Origin of the sequence: Mobiluncus porci, from assembly GCF_009695935.1 — a bacterium.
GTDB classification, from domain to species: domain Bacteria; phylum Actinomycetota; class Actinomycetes; order Actinomycetales; family Actinomycetaceae; genus Mobiluncus; species Mobiluncus porci.
The window spans coordinates 19821-35315 of the sequence record NZ_VUMY01000016.1 but is presented as its reverse complement, the minus strand read 5'-3'; the positions used below and the strand labels follow the sequence as shown (position 1 = coordinate 35315).

16 protein-coding genes are annotated in these 15495 nt (G+C 55.6%); 14 read left to right on the top strand and 2 right to left on the bottom strand.

The features are described 5' to 3' along the window. Position 1 precedes the first annotated feature (1 nt). Genes FYJ63_RS08730 through FYJ63_RS08720 form a run of 3 tightly spaced genes read left to right on the top strand, consistent with a single transcriptional unit; the run spans position 2 to position 3587 of the window. Positions 2-1744 carry a nickel-dependent hydrogenase large subunit gene (locus FYJ63_RS08730; protein WP_154545808.1) on the top strand — a complete coding sequence of 581 codons (1743 nt, stop codon included), beginning with the start codon at positions 2-4 and terminating at the stop codon, positions 1742-1744. Next, entirely contained in the window at positions 1741-3030 is a 1290-nt protein-coding gene (cybH, locus tag FYJ63_RS08725) for a Ni/Fe-hydrogenase, b-type cytochrome subunit (protein ID WP_154545806.1), read from the top strand. Before FYJ63_RS08730 ends, cybH begins: the two co-directional genes overlap by 4 nt. After that, positions 3030-3587, top strand: coding sequence for a hydrogenase maturation protease (locus FYJ63_RS08720; RefSeq protein WP_154545804.1), 558 nt, complete (start codon positions 3030-3032; stop codon positions 3585-3587). Before cybH ends, FYJ63_RS08720 begins: the two co-directional genes overlap by 1 nt. Here the strand turns inward: FYJ63_RS08720 and FYJ63_RS08715 are convergent. Continuing rightward, on the bottom strand, positions 3584-3949 hold the full coding sequence (locus FYJ63_RS08715; RefSeq protein WP_154545802.1) for a hydrogenase maturation nickel metallochaperone HypA/HybF: 366 nt from the start codon (positions 3947-3949) through the stop codon (positions 3584-3586). The genes FYJ63_RS08720 and FYJ63_RS08715 overlap by 4 nt on opposite strands. Positions 3950-3972: 23 nt before the next feature. Between FYJ63_RS08715 and FYJ63_RS08710 the strand changes: the two genes are divergently transcribed. The 9 genes from FYJ63_RS08710 to FYJ63_RS08670 all read left to right on the top strand — a co-directional run bounded on the left by FYJ63_RS08710 (position 3973) and on the right by FYJ63_RS08670 (position 12329). Next, the gene (locus FYJ63_RS08710; protein ID WP_154545800.1) at positions 3973-5235 is read left to right on the top strand and encodes a nickel-dependent hydrogenase large subunit; all 1263 of its coding nucleotides are present in this window, start codon (positions 3973-3975) and stop codon (positions 5233-5235) included. A gap of 97 nt (positions 5236-5332) precedes the next feature. Continuing rightward, positions 5333-5578 (top strand): HypC/HybG/HupF family hydrogenase formation chaperone, encoded by a 246-nt coding sequence (locus FYJ63_RS08705; protein WP_154545798.1) that lies wholly within the window; start codon positions 5333-5335, stop codon positions 5576-5578. A gap of 133 nt (positions 5579-5711) precedes the next feature. Next, on the top strand, positions 5712-6770 hold the full coding sequence (locus FYJ63_RS08700; protein WP_277028045.1) for an esterase/lipase family protein: 1059 nt from the start codon (positions 5712-5714) through the stop codon (positions 6768-6770). 82 nt (positions 6771-6852) lie between these two features. Continuing rightward, positions 6853-8244, top strand: a complete 1392-nt coding sequence (locus FYJ63_RS08695) for an MFS transporter (protein ID WP_154545796.1) — start codon at positions 6853-6855, stop codon at positions 8242-8244. A 75-nt stretch (positions 8245-8319) separates the two neighbouring features. After that, positions 8320-9285, top strand: coding sequence for an SPFH domain-containing protein (locus FYJ63_RS08690; RefSeq protein WP_154545794.1), 966 nt, complete (start codon positions 8320-8322; stop codon positions 9283-9285). Positions 9286-9294: 9 nt separating this feature from the next. Continuing rightward, the gene (locus FYJ63_RS08685; protein ID WP_338106897.1) at positions 9295-10005 is read left to right on the top strand and encodes a thiamine diphosphokinase; all 711 of its coding nucleotides are present in this window, start codon (positions 9295-9297) and stop codon (positions 10003-10005) included. A 118-nt stretch (positions 10006-10123) separates the two neighbouring features. Beyond that, positions 10124-11602 carry an alanine/glycine:cation symporter family protein gene (locus FYJ63_RS08680; RefSeq protein ID WP_277028048.1) on the top strand — a complete coding sequence of 493 codons (1479 nt, stop codon included), beginning with the start codon at positions 10124-10126 and terminating at the stop codon, positions 11600-11602. 74 nt (positions 11603-11676) lie between these two features. Beyond that, positions 11677-11934 (top strand): type II toxin-antitoxin system VapB family antitoxin, encoded by a 258-nt coding sequence (locus tag FYJ63_RS08675; protein ID WP_154545792.1) that lies wholly within the window; start codon positions 11677-11679, stop codon positions 11932-11934. After that, positions 11931-12329, top strand: coding sequence for a type II toxin-antitoxin system VapC family toxin (locus FYJ63_RS08670; RefSeq protein WP_154545789.1), 399 nt, complete (start codon positions 11931-11933; stop codon positions 12327-12329). The genes FYJ63_RS08675 and FYJ63_RS08670 overlap by 4 nt, the downstream gene beginning before the upstream one ends. A gap of 3 nt (positions 12330-12332) precedes the next feature. On the opposite strand, the gene FYJ63_RS08665 is transcribed toward FYJ63_RS08670, so the two are convergent. Further along, positions 12333-13541 (bottom strand): polysaccharide deacetylase family protein, encoded by a 1209-nt coding sequence (locus tag FYJ63_RS08665; RefSeq protein ID WP_195839373.1) that lies wholly within the window; start codon positions 13539-13541, stop codon positions 12333-12335. A 297-nt stretch (positions 13542-13838) separates the two neighbouring features. On the opposite strand from FYJ63_RS08665, the gene thiM reads away from it, so the two are divergent. Continuing rightward, positions 13839-14660 carry a hydroxyethylthiazole kinase gene (thiM, locus tag FYJ63_RS08660; protein WP_154545785.1) on the top strand — a complete coding sequence of 274 codons (822 nt, stop codon included), beginning with the start codon at positions 13839-13841 and terminating at the stop codon, positions 14658-14660. Beyond that, positions 14647-15486, top strand: coding sequence for a PfkB family carbohydrate kinase (locus FYJ63_RS11450; RefSeq protein WP_338106896.1), 840 nt, complete (start codon positions 14647-14649; stop codon positions 15484-15486). The genes thiM and FYJ63_RS11450 overlap by 14 nt, the downstream gene beginning before the upstream one ends. The last annotated feature ends 9 nt before the right edge of the window (positions 15487-15495 follow it).

Genomic DNA, 15495 nt, shown 5'->3' with positions numbered 1-15495 from the left:
CATGGCAGAGAAAGTTGTTATTGACCCGTTGACCCGCATCGAGGGTCACCTCCGCATCGAACTCGAATCTGAAGGCGGGAAAATCTCGAAGGCCTGGAGCGAAACCACCCAGTTCCGCGGCATCGAAGAAATCGTCCAGAACCGCGACCCTCGCGATGTCTGGGCCTTCGTCCAGCGCATTTGTGGCGTGTGTACTTCCGTTCACGCCATCGCCTCCGTCACGGCAGTTGAAAACGCTATTGGCTCGAAGCTTCCGGATAATGCCTACCTGATTCGCTCCCTGGTTTTGGGCTCCCAAGAGGTTCAAGACCACGTGATTCACTTCTACCACCTCCACGCGCTCGACTTCGTCAACGTGGTGAACGCGGCGAAGGCCGACCCTGCCAAAGCCGTCGAGTTTGCGAACTCGATTGGTTCCAAGTGGCGGGGCAATAACTTGAAGCGTTTTACGGAAGTGCGCGACACGGTTCAGTCAGTGCTGGATTCCGGACAATTGTCCGTTTTCACCGGCGGTTACTGGGATCACCCCGACTATCGTCTCCCTCCGGAGGCAGATTTGATGTGCGTGGCCCACTATCTCGATGCGCTGGAGTTCCAGCGTTCCATGATTCGGATCAACACGGTTTTCGGCGGGAAGAACCCCCACCCGAACTTCCTCGTCGGGGGGATGGCCTGCTCGATTGACCCGAATTCTTCGGAGTCCATCAACCAGGTTCAACTCGACCAGGTGAAGTCGTGGATTGAAGAAACCATCGAGTTTGTCAACGATTGCTACTATCCGGACGTGTTGGCGGTGGCCGGAGTTTACAAGGACTACTTCGATATCGGCGCGAGCCACCCTAACTACCTTGCGGTGGGACTAGCAGGCGCTACCTACGGTGGCGATCCGGCGGAATCTCGCGTAAAGTCCCGCCACACAGCGATTAAGCCCGGGGTGGTCATGAACGGCGACCTCACCAAGGTGCTGCCTTTTGACCCGAAGAAGATTGAAGAGTTCGTCACCTCGGCCTGGTATGAGTACTCGGTGGGAGACGATAAGGGTCTGACTCCGGACAAGGGTGAGACCAAGGTTAAATACACCGGCCCCAAACCGCCCTACAAGTGGCTAGCGGACAATGATAAATACACTTGGTGCAAGGCGCCACGCTATGACGGCAAGTCCATGCAGGTCGGCCCGATCGCTCGCATCATCCTCGCCTACGCCCAAGGCTTCGAGCCAGTGAAGAAACTGGTGGATGAAGCCGCCGGTAAACTCGGCATCACTCCCGCTCAACTGAACTCCACAATGGGTCGCACTTTCGCGCGGGCAGCCGAAGCAATGGTGTCTTCCCAACTGTTGAAAGAGGACTACGACGCGCTGGTGGCAAACATCAAAGAAGGCAATATTGATGTCTTCGATGCCACCAAGTGGGAACCAGCAAGCTGGCCTGCGGAATGCTCCGGCTACTCTTTTGTGGAAGTGGCGCGCGGCAATCTCTCCCACTGGGTCACCATCAAGAACGGCAAGGTGGAACGCTATCAAGCCGTGGTTCCAACCACTTGGCTTGCCGGAGGCCGCGACCCGCAAGGCGTGACCGGCCCCTACGAGGAGTCCTTGATGGGCAACGGAAATCACCCCTTGGTGAATCCGAAAGAACCACTGGAACCGCTGCGCACCATCCACTCCTATGACCCATGCATGTCCTGCGCGGTACACGTGCTTGACCCCGATGGAAATCCAGTTACAGAGGTGATGACGTCATGAGCACCGAAACTCAGACCCCGGAGAAGAAAACTGCAGTTCCCGAAAAGGAAGTGGAATTCTTTGCTCCCGGTTCTCAAGAGGACACCATCTCTCAAGGTATCGAGGTGGGTGGCGGTTTCAGTTCCGGGGATCTTTCGATGCGGCGCTTACTGACCATGGCGGCCGTTTCCCCCGAAGGCAGCACCGATCCGGTTGACATCGCCTTGAAAGACTCCCTGACCTACCAGTTCCGTCACGGGGCTCCGAACGTCGAGGTGCCGCCGGAGGATTTCGACCCGCCGAAAGGCCGACGCTATTCTCTGGCGCGGATTTCGAACTTCAAACGCACCAAATTCGGTCCCGATTTGAAGATGGTTATCGCCCGCGGCGACTTGGAATCAGTCATGAACGTGGCCGAAGTCAAGCGCGAGGAGCGCACTTTGCTTCGCAAAAACGCTCAAATGGCGGGTTCTCGCGGTTTCCGCTGTCTCGGGGTCGCGACCGCAACTGTCGGTGAAGACGGCAAGTTGGGGCCGTTCCAGATGGAGGGATTCATCAATGTGCGTCCGCGCGGGACGGGTCTGAGTGGCGAGGACCTGACTCCCACCAGCGACGACTGGGTTCGCCTCCAGGTGTGGTCCGGAGGGCTGCGGTTCTTGCACTGGCTGAACGTGTTTCTCATTGTGACCATGTCAGTAACCGGCTTCTACATCATGAATCCTTTCTTCGGCGACACCTATTTCCGTGGCATTGAGATTGGCTACCTGATGGGATGGATGCGCTTTATCCACTTCACCGCCGCCTTCACCTGGATTGCGGTCGGGGTGGTGCGTGCCTTCATGGCTTTCACCTCGAAGGACAGGTACCTGCGCTGGTCAACATTCTGGCCGTTCAAGAAGAAGGAAGACTTCCGGTATCTTCGCGAGACGCTCGGGGCATATCTGTTCTTGCGCAAAGAAGGCCCACTCTATGTGGCGCACAACCCCTTGCAGCAGCTCACTTACACGGGAATCTACGTCATCGGAGCGTTCCAGATGCTTATCGGTTTGGCGCTGTACGCTTTGCCGCATGTTTCGGCCAATCCGATTTGGAGCTTTTTGGCCACGCCGAACTATCTCTTCGGGGTTCCGGCCTTGCGGAATTTCCACGCGGTGATTATGTTCCTGTTCTGGGCTTTCGTTATTGCCCACATCTACCTGGCGTTCCGCGCGGATTCCACCGAGCGCAATGGCGGGGTTTCGGCCATGATCAACGGCGGGGTTTACCTCCGCCGCGGTTCCAAGCCGGTAGACGCTCCCGAGGTGTGATGGGCGAGTTCACTAAGGATTTGCCGGACTTCTCCCGCGTGGATGGTTCTGGCTTTGGTGGGGCGCGCTTTGTAGTCCTCGGAGTCGGCAACCCGATTATGGGAGATGACGGGATTGGCCTCGAGATTTTTTCGCGGCTCCAGGCAATGATTGATTCTCGGCCCGCGTGGACGACGGCTCTAGCGGGTGGGGAGCTGAAATTTGTCGAGGGTGGCACCGGAGGCATGGAACTTGTACCGGTCGTTCAAGAATCCGAGCATTTGCTGATCTTGGATTCGGTGGCGGGCGGGGCGGGGCGCCGCGCCGGCGATGCCGTGCATCTGAGCGGAGACCATGTCCCGCGTCTGCTGTCGATGAAAATGTCGCCCCACCAGGTCGGCTTGTTGGATATCTTAACTTCCGCGCGGTTGACCGGGCGAGAGCCTGCCGTGTTGGAGGTGGCCGGGGTCGTCGGTGAAGACGTCGATTTGCGGCTCGGTTTAACCGCGGCGGCCGCGGGTGGGATTCCCCGCGCGGTTGAAATGGCGGCTGAAATCCTTGATAGGTGGTTGGTCTAGGGACTGTCTTCTGTTGACCACTCCACGTAGTCCAGCGCAAATTCGCGACCGTGGGTCATGTTCCCGGTCGGGGTGCCGCACTCGGGACAGGTCAGGGCGAAGAATTCATCAATCTCTACGTCACGATTACAGGTCGGACAGAAAACGGTCGCGGGAATCACCTCAAGCGTGAGCCTCGCGTCTTCGCAGATGGTTCCGGCCTTAGCAAGGGGCCAAGAACCGTGGAGAGCCTCGGGAACAGCACCGGAAAGGGTGCCGACCTTGAGCGCGACATTCTCAACTCGGCTAACCTTGGAGGTAGCCTCCGCGGCGGCGCGCTCAACCGCCTCCACCACGGAAGTCAATAACCCGAGTTCATGCATACGCCTATTGTCCCAGGAGTCCTATGAAAATCAATATTGGGGAGATTATCGACCCGACCGAGGGCCGCGTCGTCGTCGAAGTTGACGAGTCCGGGAAACGCCACGCCCGCTTCGACCTCACCGGACTGCCTCGGGTTGAGGGTTTGCTCGTAGGAAAAGGTGCCGGAGAGGCTCTCAAGATGACCGAACATCTCTGTGGGATTTGCCCAGTGGCTCATCATCTGGCGGGGATGCGCGCTTTGGACGCTTTGACCAGCGACGGTGCGGTTAGTGACCTCGCCGAAATGGTGCGCCGACTCTTGCACTACGGATCCATCGTAGAGACACACTCCCTGCGGTTTGTGAGTGTGGATCGCGAGGCGGGGATTGCGTTAAAAAAGTTTTCCAAGTTGATGTTGGTGGGGGCTGGTTCCCCGGGGCATTTTCCGGTAACGGCGCGTCCGGGGGGAGTGACTTCTTGGCCAGCCGCCACGGACCTGCAGGCGGTGGTCGATGGGGTGAGTGCGGCAATAGACACGGCCGAGCGGGTGGTGGCGGCTTTTGGTGAAACGAAAAAGCACGCCCCCATCGTTTCACCTCAAATCCTCGACGTGGCGCTGATTGACGCGAAGGGGAATCCGGACGTTTTCGGAACGCGAATGCGGGTTTCTCGAAACGGCGAGGTTGTGGAGGAGTTTGGGTTTAGTGAATGGAACGAAAAGATTGCCGAGGAGATTCCTGGCTCGCCAGCGCCCCGCCCCTATTTTGTACCACTTGGTCAAGAAGCGGGACGCTATCGAGTCGGGCCGGTATCCCAACTCTCGATAGGTTCACTTTCCACTGTGCGAGCCAAAACAGCGCAAGCACGCTGGCTCAAAGGCGCCCGCGATGCTGCTGAAGCCCGCGCCATTGTGACTTTGCATGTACTGGAGCGGACTTCTCAACTTGTCTCCGAACTTCAGCAACGCCTTGTAGAAACCGACGCAGAAACTGTCGTGGCGTCTCCCGAACCCATCCATGCTGGCACGGCGACCGGACTTGTGGATGGTCCGCGGGGGATCTTGGCCCACACTTACGAAGTGGATGACAGTGGAACTATCACCAGATCCATCATTCTCACCCCGACGGCTCAAAACGAACCGTGGCTAGCCGATCTCCTCACCCGCGCCGCGGAGACTGAGACCACCCCAGATGGTCGCGAGGCGGCGCTGGAGGACTCCATCCGCGAAGCCGATCCCTGCCTCCCGATTAGTTCCGCGCCTCCCGGACAGATGGGACTCAAACTCGATATTATTGGAGCGGAGTGATTCCGAGTCGGCTACTTTGCTGGAAAGTGAACGCAGTAAACCGAGCGGAAAAGAACCGACGTCAGAATCGTGAAGCAAGTAAACGAAAGGCGAAACAATGTGTGTGGGAGTGCCGTGCCGCATCCTGTCTATCACCCCTGGGCTGATGCCAATGGGGCGCATCGATGTCGCCGGTCAGGTGCAGGATGCCTGCATGGCCTATGTCCCGGAGGCTAAAGTTGGCGACTATGTTCTCATCCAGAACGGTTTCGCAATGGATCTCCTCACTCCCGAGGAGGCTCGAGAGTCTTTGGAAACCTGGGTTGACCTCGGAATGGTGGACGAAAAAGTCCTGGTAAATTGATTGTCAATTACAAACTTTTGGAGTTTTCCCAGCTTTCTTTTAGGATTCAACTTGTAAACAGGTCGTAACGATTTGCTCCCGCTCGGGTTCAAATCTGACCCTTATGGGTGTTTTAACCTACAAAGGAGTAAACGTGAAATCTTTAACCCGCCTAGCCTTGGCAGCTTCGGCAGTTTTGCTCGGTGTCTCCCTGGGCGCCGTTACCGCGGTTGGTGCCCCCAGTGAACCCACGATTGATAACCCCGGCGGTATTGAGGCCGTCACTTCCCCCGCGGGAGTTCCGGCCAACGGATATGGGCCGGATTTGCATTTGTTCCTCTCTGCGAAGGCGCGCTCCGGCATGCAGCCCGGGTTGAATCCTCTCGGAGCCAATGATTTCAACTGTGTCCCGCAGGCGGGCCAAAATCCGGTGGTTCTCGTTCCTGGAACTGCCGAAGATGCCTATGCGGCCTGGGCTTATTTCTCCCCTCGGCTCAAACAGGCCGGTTACTGTGTTTTCACTTTCAACTACAACCCCTCTACCCATAAAGATATTCACGGCAACGTGGTAACCGATGATGACAAGGCTTTCTCCGGTGATATTAAACAGACCGCGGCTTTCATGGCCGGTTTTGTTGACCGTGTCTTGGCGGCAACCGGTGCGCAAGAGGTTGACCTGGTGGGACATTCCCAGGGTGGCGGCGTTTTGCCGCGGTCTTACATCAAGTGGTACGGCGGGGATAAGAAAGTTGACAAGCTCATCGGTCTGGTTCCGAACAATCACGGCACGACCATGGGTGGGATGAACGAACTTTTCAACAAACTTCTCGTCAAGTGGCCCGGCATAAAAACAGATGTGTTGGATGCGACGAATCAACAGGGGCTTTTGGAACAGTTGGTCAATTCTGAATTGCTGACCTCCCTGAACGAGGGCGGCATGACTTACCCTGACATCAAGTACACTGTTATCTCCACGAAACTCGATACCGTGGTGACTCCTTACACCAATGCCTTTATCGAAGAGCCCGGGGTTAAGAATCTGACCTTGCAAGACGTCTGCCCCGCGGATGCGCATCTTCACCAAAATATCCCGTATTCCGACGTGGCTCTCCAGCTCACGTTGCGGGCGCTCAACGCCGACAACCTGTCTTGGCAGATGCCGGTGGAATGCTACCGCTACCAGGCCTACCTGAAGGCGTCAGACCTGATTTAGTCCTTGCACAATCCGAAAAGTCCGGAACCAAAGCCACTTGGCGAGTTCCGGACTTTTCGGTTGAAACGCTAGAATGAGTGCGATGAGTTCCAACCCTTCTCCCGCCGATAACAGCGAAAACCTGTATTTAAGTGGGCATCTAGCGGCCTGGTTCAAAATCATCGCCGTGGGGATGATCACTTTGGTTGCCTTTGAGGCCGTCGCTGTAGCCACCGCGATGCCGTTTATTGTGGACTCGCTACAGGGAAATCGGTTCTATGCGTTGGCCTCGGGGATTCCCCTCGCTACCCAGTTGGTTTCCACCGGTTTGGCCGGTCCGTGGGTGGATGCCAAGGGACCCAAGCCCGTCATGTACACCGGTATTGTCTTGTTCCTCTCGGGCCTTCTCGCGGCGACTTTTTCTCCGGGGATAGGCTGGCTGGTTGTCGGTCGCGGCATTCAGGGGCTCGGTGGCGGGCTCCTGATTGTGCCGCTCTATGTCATGGTGGGTGCCTATGTGTTACCGCGAAAACAGGGCGCTTTCTTTGCGGCTTTCGCGATTGCCTGGGTTCTTCCCAGTCTCTTTGGGCCGCTCGTGGCGGGATTCCTAGTCGACTACGTGCACTGGCGGTGGGTTTTCGGTTCCTCCCCCTTGGCTTTCATCATATTTTTGCCAGTGATGTGGGTGAAATTCAAACAGTTTCCTCCTCTGCACGCGACTAAACCCTTGAAAATGCGCAAACGTTTCATGTTTGCCACCTTGGCCAGTGGCACTCTCATCGGGGCGCTTCAGATTATTTCCGGCATCAAGCCCCAGGAGATTGACGCCTATGTTCTCGGCGGAACCTTGGTCATCACGGTGTTGCTGTTTATTTTTATCCGCCGTCTTTTACCGACCGGTACATTCCTGGCTCGCCGCGGGGTGCCGGCCACTATCGCCTTCAGAGGTCTTTTGAACGGGACATTTATCGCTACCGAGACTTTCCTCCCGTTCATGTTGAAGAACGTACATGGCTGGAATCCCACTCAAGCCGGTCTGGTCATGACTGCGAGTGGAGTCACCTGGGCGGTAGGCTCGTGGATTCAAGGGCGCTATCCTGATGAAAAACAGTTCCGCCTCTTCGCAAAAATTGGACCGCTTGGTCAAATCTTGGGAACCTTGATTACGATGCTTTCCCTTGTTCACGGCTTTGGCGGCTGGTGGGTTTTGATCGGCTGGTGTCTAGCCGGTTTCAGTGTAGGTCTGATTTATCCCGCTACTTCGGTGCATTCCTTGGGCATGACTCCCCCGGCCAAACACGGAAAAATCTCTTCTGCCCTGCAAGTGTCTGACACCTTCGGCGCTTCTTCCCTAATCGCCTACGCCGGCATTGTCTACGCTCTCACCTACCATTTCGGTTCCCTGGCTTTCGCCTTCACGATCGGGATGCTATGCCTGCTCATCTTCGTGGCACTGTGGGCCGGCACTCGGCTTTTTCCTGAAGAAGTTAAGTAAATTACAGAGAATAATTTATCGATTTAAAGGTAAAGTGAAAGTGTTGGCAGTGGATAGTTGATTGAAAGGTTAAACATGGAAGCTCTTGTTACCCTTGCTGGTGGGATGATGAGTTTCATCATCGGACTGATTGTGGTTCTCCTGATTATTTTTCTCGCGACCGGCTCGATCTACGTGGTGAAACAGCAAACCAACTACATCATTGAACGTTTCGGTAAATTCCACAAAGTGGCTCTGCCCGGTTTGCGAATAAAAATTCCGATTGTGGATCGTATCGCCAAGAAAGTCCCCCTGCGGATTATGCAACTCGACTCCGTGGTGGAAACCAAGACCAAGGACAATGTCTTTGTGACGATTCCTGTCTCGGTGCAATACCAGGTCCAGAGCGTCGCCGACTCCTACTACCGTCTGGCGAACCCGGAACGCCAGATTCAGTCATACGTCTATGACCGCGTGCGTACTTCGCTGGCTAAACTCGACCTTGATGACGCGTTTTCCTCCAAAGACCAGATTGCGCAAGACGTGGAAACCACGCTGTCTGCGGCGATGAATGCCTATGGTTTCGCCATCATCAACACACTCGTCACCGACATCAACCCGGATCCGACAGTGCGCGCCTCGATGAACTCCATTAACGCCGCCCAGCGGGAGCGCGAAGCCGCTATCAGCCTCGCCGAAGCGGAAAAAATCAAGATTGTGAAGCAGGCCGAGGCTGATGCGGAATACAAACGCCTCCAAGGTGAGGGTATTGCGGCTCAGCGTAAAGCCATTGTGGACGGCCTCGTGGAGCAGTACGAGTCCTTGCGTGATGCCGGTATCGGCGCGGAGGCTCAAGAAATGCTCTTGTTGACCCAGTACTTTGACACCCTTCAAGAGGTGGCGAAGGCCTCCAACACTCAAACCCTGATGCTCCCCTCCAATCCCGGTGGGGTCAACGATGCGATGACGGAGTTGCGCAACTCGCTGTTTACGGCGGTGAAAGCGGGAGAACAGCGACCGGCTCCCGCTCCGGAGCCACGTGCCACGAGGCCCCAGCAGTAAACTCTTTTTGTGAAACGTTGTTTAGTCGTCGTCGGGCGAGTTGAGGGACTGGATTTAATCGAAAGAGAGAGCCTAGACGGCTATAACTTCGTGATTTGCGCCGATTCCGGCCAGGTTGCTGCCAAGCGGCTCGGGCTAGATGTGGACGTGTATCTGGGAGACTTCGATTCTTCGGTGGCTCCTGCGGGGAGGGTGGTTCACGCGGACCTCGACGGAAAAACCGCGGAAAACGATTTAGAGGAGCAGAATTCGAGCTCAGAGGGGAGTGCCAAGGTCGTAGTACTACCCGCCGAGAAGAACGTTACCGATTCGGAAGCCGCCGTGGACTATGCCGCTAGCCGAGGTTTTGAGGTTATCGATGTTATGGGAGGTCTGGCCGGAAGACTCGACCACACTCTGGGAAACCTTGCAATTCTCGAGAAATATTGCGAGTCGCAAGTCTCGGTGAGTTTCTTTGATGGCATCAATCGCGTGCGGCTGCTCGGGCCGGGCACTCACGAGGTGCCTCGGGGGAGATATCAGTATCTCGGAGTAATTCCGCAAAGTGATGAGGTAAAGGGTCTCGGTCTTACCGGAGTGAAATATGAGGTCGAAGACTTTACCCTGTCAGCCGGTTCCACCCGCGGGGTCAGCAATGAGATCCTCGGAGAATCAGCCCAAGTCACTATCGGCTTCGGGCGAGCCTTAGTGATAAATTCTCGCGACGGAGTAGGGCAGTAATGTAGGTTTCGTGTCGCCTCAGGGAACCTCGATGATGCTGTGGCATAAATATGCGTATTTGTGAATAAGTATCGCCTAAGGATATGATTTCAAACAACTTCGGCAAAAGGCGACAATTGTGAAGATTATCCTAGATATTAATGCCCAACTAAACTCCATTGTATGGGGGCCCTATATGCTCGCCCTCCTCGTGGGAACCGGCATCTACCTCACCATCCGCACCAAGTTCTTCCAAGTCACCAAGTTTGGCTTCGCGATGCGCTCGACTCTCGGCAAGTTGCTGCGCCGCCAAGGTGACAAGGCTGATGAGACGAATATTTCCCCGTTCCAAGCCGTTTCAACCGCTCTGGCTTCGACGGTCGGAACTGGCAACATTGTCGGCGTCGCCACCGCGATTACCGCCGGCGGTCCCGGGGCGGTGTTCTGGATGTGGCTGTCTGCCTTTTTCGGGATGATGACAAAGTTCGGCGAAATCGTCTTGGCCATCAAGTTCCGCGAAAAGAATGCTAAGGGACAAAACGTTGGTGGTCCGATGTATTACATCAAGAACGGCCTCAATTGGGGGTGGCTCGCAACTATTTTCGCGGTTCTCGCCACCTTGGCGAGTTTCGGGATTGGCAACATTTCCCAAGTATCTTCTATTGCTACTGCCTTTGAGACGAGTTTCGGATGGGATCCGCTGGTGGTGGGGATTGTGCTTGCCGCCGTCACCGCGACCGTCATCATTGGTGGCATCAAATCCATTGCGCGAGTGACCGAGAAGCTCGTGCCGTTTATGGCAATCTTCTATATCCTGTTATCCCTCGTTCTGCTCGTGGTAAACGCGAACCAAATCATCCCGACGCTCGGCCTCATCTTCTACGCTGCCTTCAATCCGCAGGCCGCGGTGGGTGGCGTGGCGGGCTACACCATCATGATGGCGATCCAAAAGGGCGTGGCTCGCGGTGTGTTCTCCAACGAGGCCGGTCTCGGCTCGGCACCGATTGCCCACTCGGCTTCCAACACGAAAGAGCCCGTGGAGCAGGGCATGTGGGGAGTATTCGAGGTCTTCGTGGATACCATCATCATCTGTACTCTAACCGCGATGGTCGTTTTGACTACCGGCATCTGGACTGACGGAGTAGGGGAAAATCCGAAGTATGAAGGCGCGGCCTTGACTATCGCCGCTTTCAACCACGGCCTGCCCGGGCAGTGGGGTGGCTGGGGGCTCACAATTGGGCTTGCCCTGTTCGCTTTCTCCACCATTCTCGGCTGGTCGTATTACGGGGAAAAGAGCCTCGAATACCTGTTCCGCGGTTCGGATCGCGCCTCCAGGATTGCCGTGATGGCTTACCGCATCGTGTTTTCGCTCGTTTGCGTCCTCGGGGCTTATGCGGGGTCGAACGCGGGCATCAAGTTTGTGTGGGACATCTCCGACACCCTGAACGGCATGATGGCGATTCCAAACCTCATCGGTTTGCTGGCACTTTCCGGAGTCATCTTTGCTGAAACCAAATCCTACCTGGAACGCAAGGGGCCGAAGGTAACTCGACGCGGGGACACCGGAGCGGCTGATGCCGAGGACGCGCCGGATAAGCTAGACCCTGCTGAGGGATGATTGCTGGCGTGAGCCAAGGCAACACCGAAATTTTCTACCTAGATTAAAACGTTTCTACCTCGTACAATTGTGGCATGGTACTGAGCATTAAAGATCCCGAAACCGATGAGCTTGCTAGGCGCGTGGCGAGCCTCAAGCGTGTCTCCATCACGGAAGCCGTCAAAGATGGATTGCGCGGGGAGCTCGAAAGGCTGGAGGCTGCCGAGGAGGAACGCGTCGCCAAGCGGATGGCTATTTTGAAGAAATATCAGGCTGAATTTTCCAGTTGGAAGGTGACCGACCCGCGTCCGCATGGGGAAATTCTTTACGACGAGGACGGGTTACCTGCATGATTGTCGATACTTCGGCGTTAATTTGTGTTCTGATGAACGAAGAAGAAGCTGACTCGTTTGCACGGAAAATGTCTGAGTCCTCAATCGTGATGATTTCAGCTGCTACGGTTGCGGAGTTTCTACAGGTTGCACAGCGCAAATATTCCGCAAATAATTATGAGAAGGCTCGTCGGGATGCGTGGGGACTTCTCGATGAGTTCGGAATCGAGGTCTTGCCCTTCGACAGTGAGACAGCCAAACACGCGGGGAAGGCTTTCGCTAGATATGGCAAGGGAAACCATCCGGCAAAACTCAACTTCGGAGACTGCCTTACGTATGCCGCCGTAAAGCAATGCGGCGAGCCACTGCTTTTCAAAGGCTCTGATTTCGACAAAACCGACATTGAACTGGCGTAAACCTCAGTTCGCGACCCGTTGGTGAGCTTGGGGGCTGGTTTCGTCTAGGGGGAGGAACGTGTAGCCGTGGGAAATTCCCCAGTCAACAATGCGCCCGACCGCTTCCGTGCTGAAACCGTGGGAATCATGTTGGAGAACCACTGAGACATCGTGGCGCTGAATTCCGGCAATGACATTGTTGAACACCGCATCGGAAGTCTTGACCCGACCGGCGTCCCCGCTTTCCACATTCCAATCGAAATAGTAGTACCCCATGTTGGTGAGGTCTCGCGTCAAAGTCGTCATAATCCCGGGATTGAAAGAACTTACCGTGTTGGAAGAGCCGCCGGGGAAACGCATGATGTGGGTCGGAGATCCGGTCTGGGCGGCAATGACACTGTTGATAGCGTTCAAATCATCCAGATAGGCCGCCTTACTGGCGTAGATTTTCTTGTAATCATGAGAGAAAGTGTGGATACCGACCGTGTGGCCCTCTCTCGCGGCGCGCCCAATCAGAGCGGGATCGCCGGAACCCGTCACGAAGAAAGTGACGTGAACATTGCGGGCCGCCAGGGCATCGAGGAGCGCGCCGGTGTAGCGGCTCGGTCCGTCATCAAAGGTTAGATAGACTACTTTGTGTCCGGGGTTAACTTGGCTGACCTGTTTTACCGGAACGACTTTCACGGTTCGTTTGGCAGTGGCGGTATTACCGGAACCGTCTTTCACCTCATAGTTCAAGACATAGTCACCAACGGTGAGCGTGTCAATCTGGCCGTTTGTCTTGATTTTCTGGCTCAAATCCCCATCGAGATTGTCTACTGCCGAACAGCCCGGATCGGTGAAATCCGAACCAGCATTGATGGTCACCTCCGCATTCCCCTTGAGGGTTAGCTCCGGAGCGGTAGTGTCCACCACGAGCACTCGGCGCGTGGAGGAGGACTCAAAGAAGAGCCAGTTAGCGGAATACTTGAGCCGATATTCACCCAACTTGTTGGTGTCTACCTTGCCGGAAGAACGCACTTCCAGGTCAGCAAGGCGCAGGGGAAGACTGGAGGAACCTAAGAACGCTTTGGCTCCCGGCTCGTGGTAAGGCTGGCCCACATTAACTTTCAGGTCAGAATCTCCGCTTAGAACCACCTGCACCCGCAACACATGCATGAGGACGGCGGCTAGCGCGACCATGGCAAAAGCCAGGACAATCAAAGAAATTACCAGAACACGACGACGCTTCATCACTCTCATTGTAGCCGGATAATTCGGACTTGAATCCTCTCGAAAATGATTGAATTCATAAACAAAATTACTGTCAACTTGAGATCGTGCGGTCAGGCCCTCGGGAAAAGCGTGTATATGATGAAACCGACAAAGGGGAGCTCGCGGCAGCGCGCTGAGAGGGAACTGACACCGTTCCGACCCTGAACCTGATGTGGATAATGCCAACGTAGGGACAATAGGTCGGCTTCGGTTGGCGGATGCGTTGGCATTCCGCCGATTTTTCATATCGTCACCAGACGAAGAGAAGGAGCCGAAATGTTCGGAAACATTTTGGACCGAGTGGGGGAAACCGGTCCGCTCGTGCACAACATCACTAACTATGTCACCGTCAACGATGTCGCCAACGCAATTCTGGCAATCGGAGCGAGCCCTGTCATGGCCGATGACCCCAGAGACGCCGTTGAAATCACGGCGATTTGCGGGGGAATAAACCTCAACATCGGCACGTTGAACAAACGTTCCATAAAGGCCATGCATCGTGCCGGAATGCGCGCCAGTGAGCTCGGCCATGTTGTCTTGCTCGATCCGGTGGGAGCCGGAGCCTTCGCCATCCGAACCGAAACGGCGGTGTCGCTGCTTGAAAAACTTCATCTCACGGCGGTGCGCGGCAATATGTCAGAAGTTAAAACTCTCGCTTCTGGCTCCGGCACCACCAAGGGCGTGGATGCAGACGTAGCCGATGCGGTTACCGACGAGAATCTCGAAACCAGCGTCGAATTTGCCAAGAATTTCGCCCGCGAGCACAAAACTTTACTCGCGGTTACTGGCGCAATTGACCTCGTGACCGACGGCGACAAATGTTTCGTGATTCGCAACGGGCGAGCCGAAATGGGGCGCGTTGCCGGTACCGGTTGTCAACTTTCCGGCATCGCCACCGCCTTCCTGATTGCGAATCCGGACAATCGCTTGGAAGCCCTGGCTGCGGCAGTGGCTACGATGGGTATTGCCGGGGAAATTGGCTGGTCGCGCCAACTTGAGGGTGACGGCAATGCTACTTTCGCTAAGCGCATTATTGACGCACTTTACCATCTCGACGGAGCGACTTTGGATCGGATGACTCGCTGTGAAGAACGCTAGGAAAAACGAAACTGCCACTTGGAGCCGTGAAGAGTTCACTAAGGCGCTCACACTTTACGCCGTGACTGACCGGCGGTGGCTGGATGGAAGGAGCCTTCTTGGCGACGTGAGTGCGGCAATCAACGGCGGCGCGAGTTTTATCCAGCTACGTGAAAAAACACTTGAACACGATGACTTTTACCGCGAAGCCGTGGAGATTCAGGCGCTTTGCCACAGCCGCAGGGTGCCTTTTTTGGTAAACGACAATGTAGAGATTGCCCTCGAGATGAACGCGGATGGTGTCCATGTGGGTCAAGACGACATGGAGGCGGGGCATGTCGTGACCGATCCGGTTATGGTCTCGACTTCCGGATCGAAGCTGATTAGCGACGATGCCATATCCGTGTTGAAAGCGGAGCTGTTTGGGCTCTCGGAGCTCATCACTCCGAATCTTCCGGAGGGCGAAGCCCTTGTGGAACGACCGATACAAACTCCCGATGACATGATTGCAGCCGCCAAAGAAATCAGCGAAACATATCACACCGCGGTCTTGCTCAAGGGCGGTCACCACTTGAATGACGCCAATGATTTACTCTTAGCAGGCGGTGATTATCGCTGGTTCGAGGGAGAGCGTATCGACACGAATAACACCCACGGAACCGGCTGCACCTTATCTTCCGCGATTGCTGCCAACCTTGCTAAAGGCTTTGACCTCGGTCAATCCATTGAATGCGCCAAGGACTTTATTACCGGAGAGCTCGGTTACGGGCTTGATTTGGGCGCGGGAAGCGGACCAATGAACCATGCCTTCGACCTTCGCGGTCGTTTTGCTGAAGGTATGAACTAAACTTCTGGA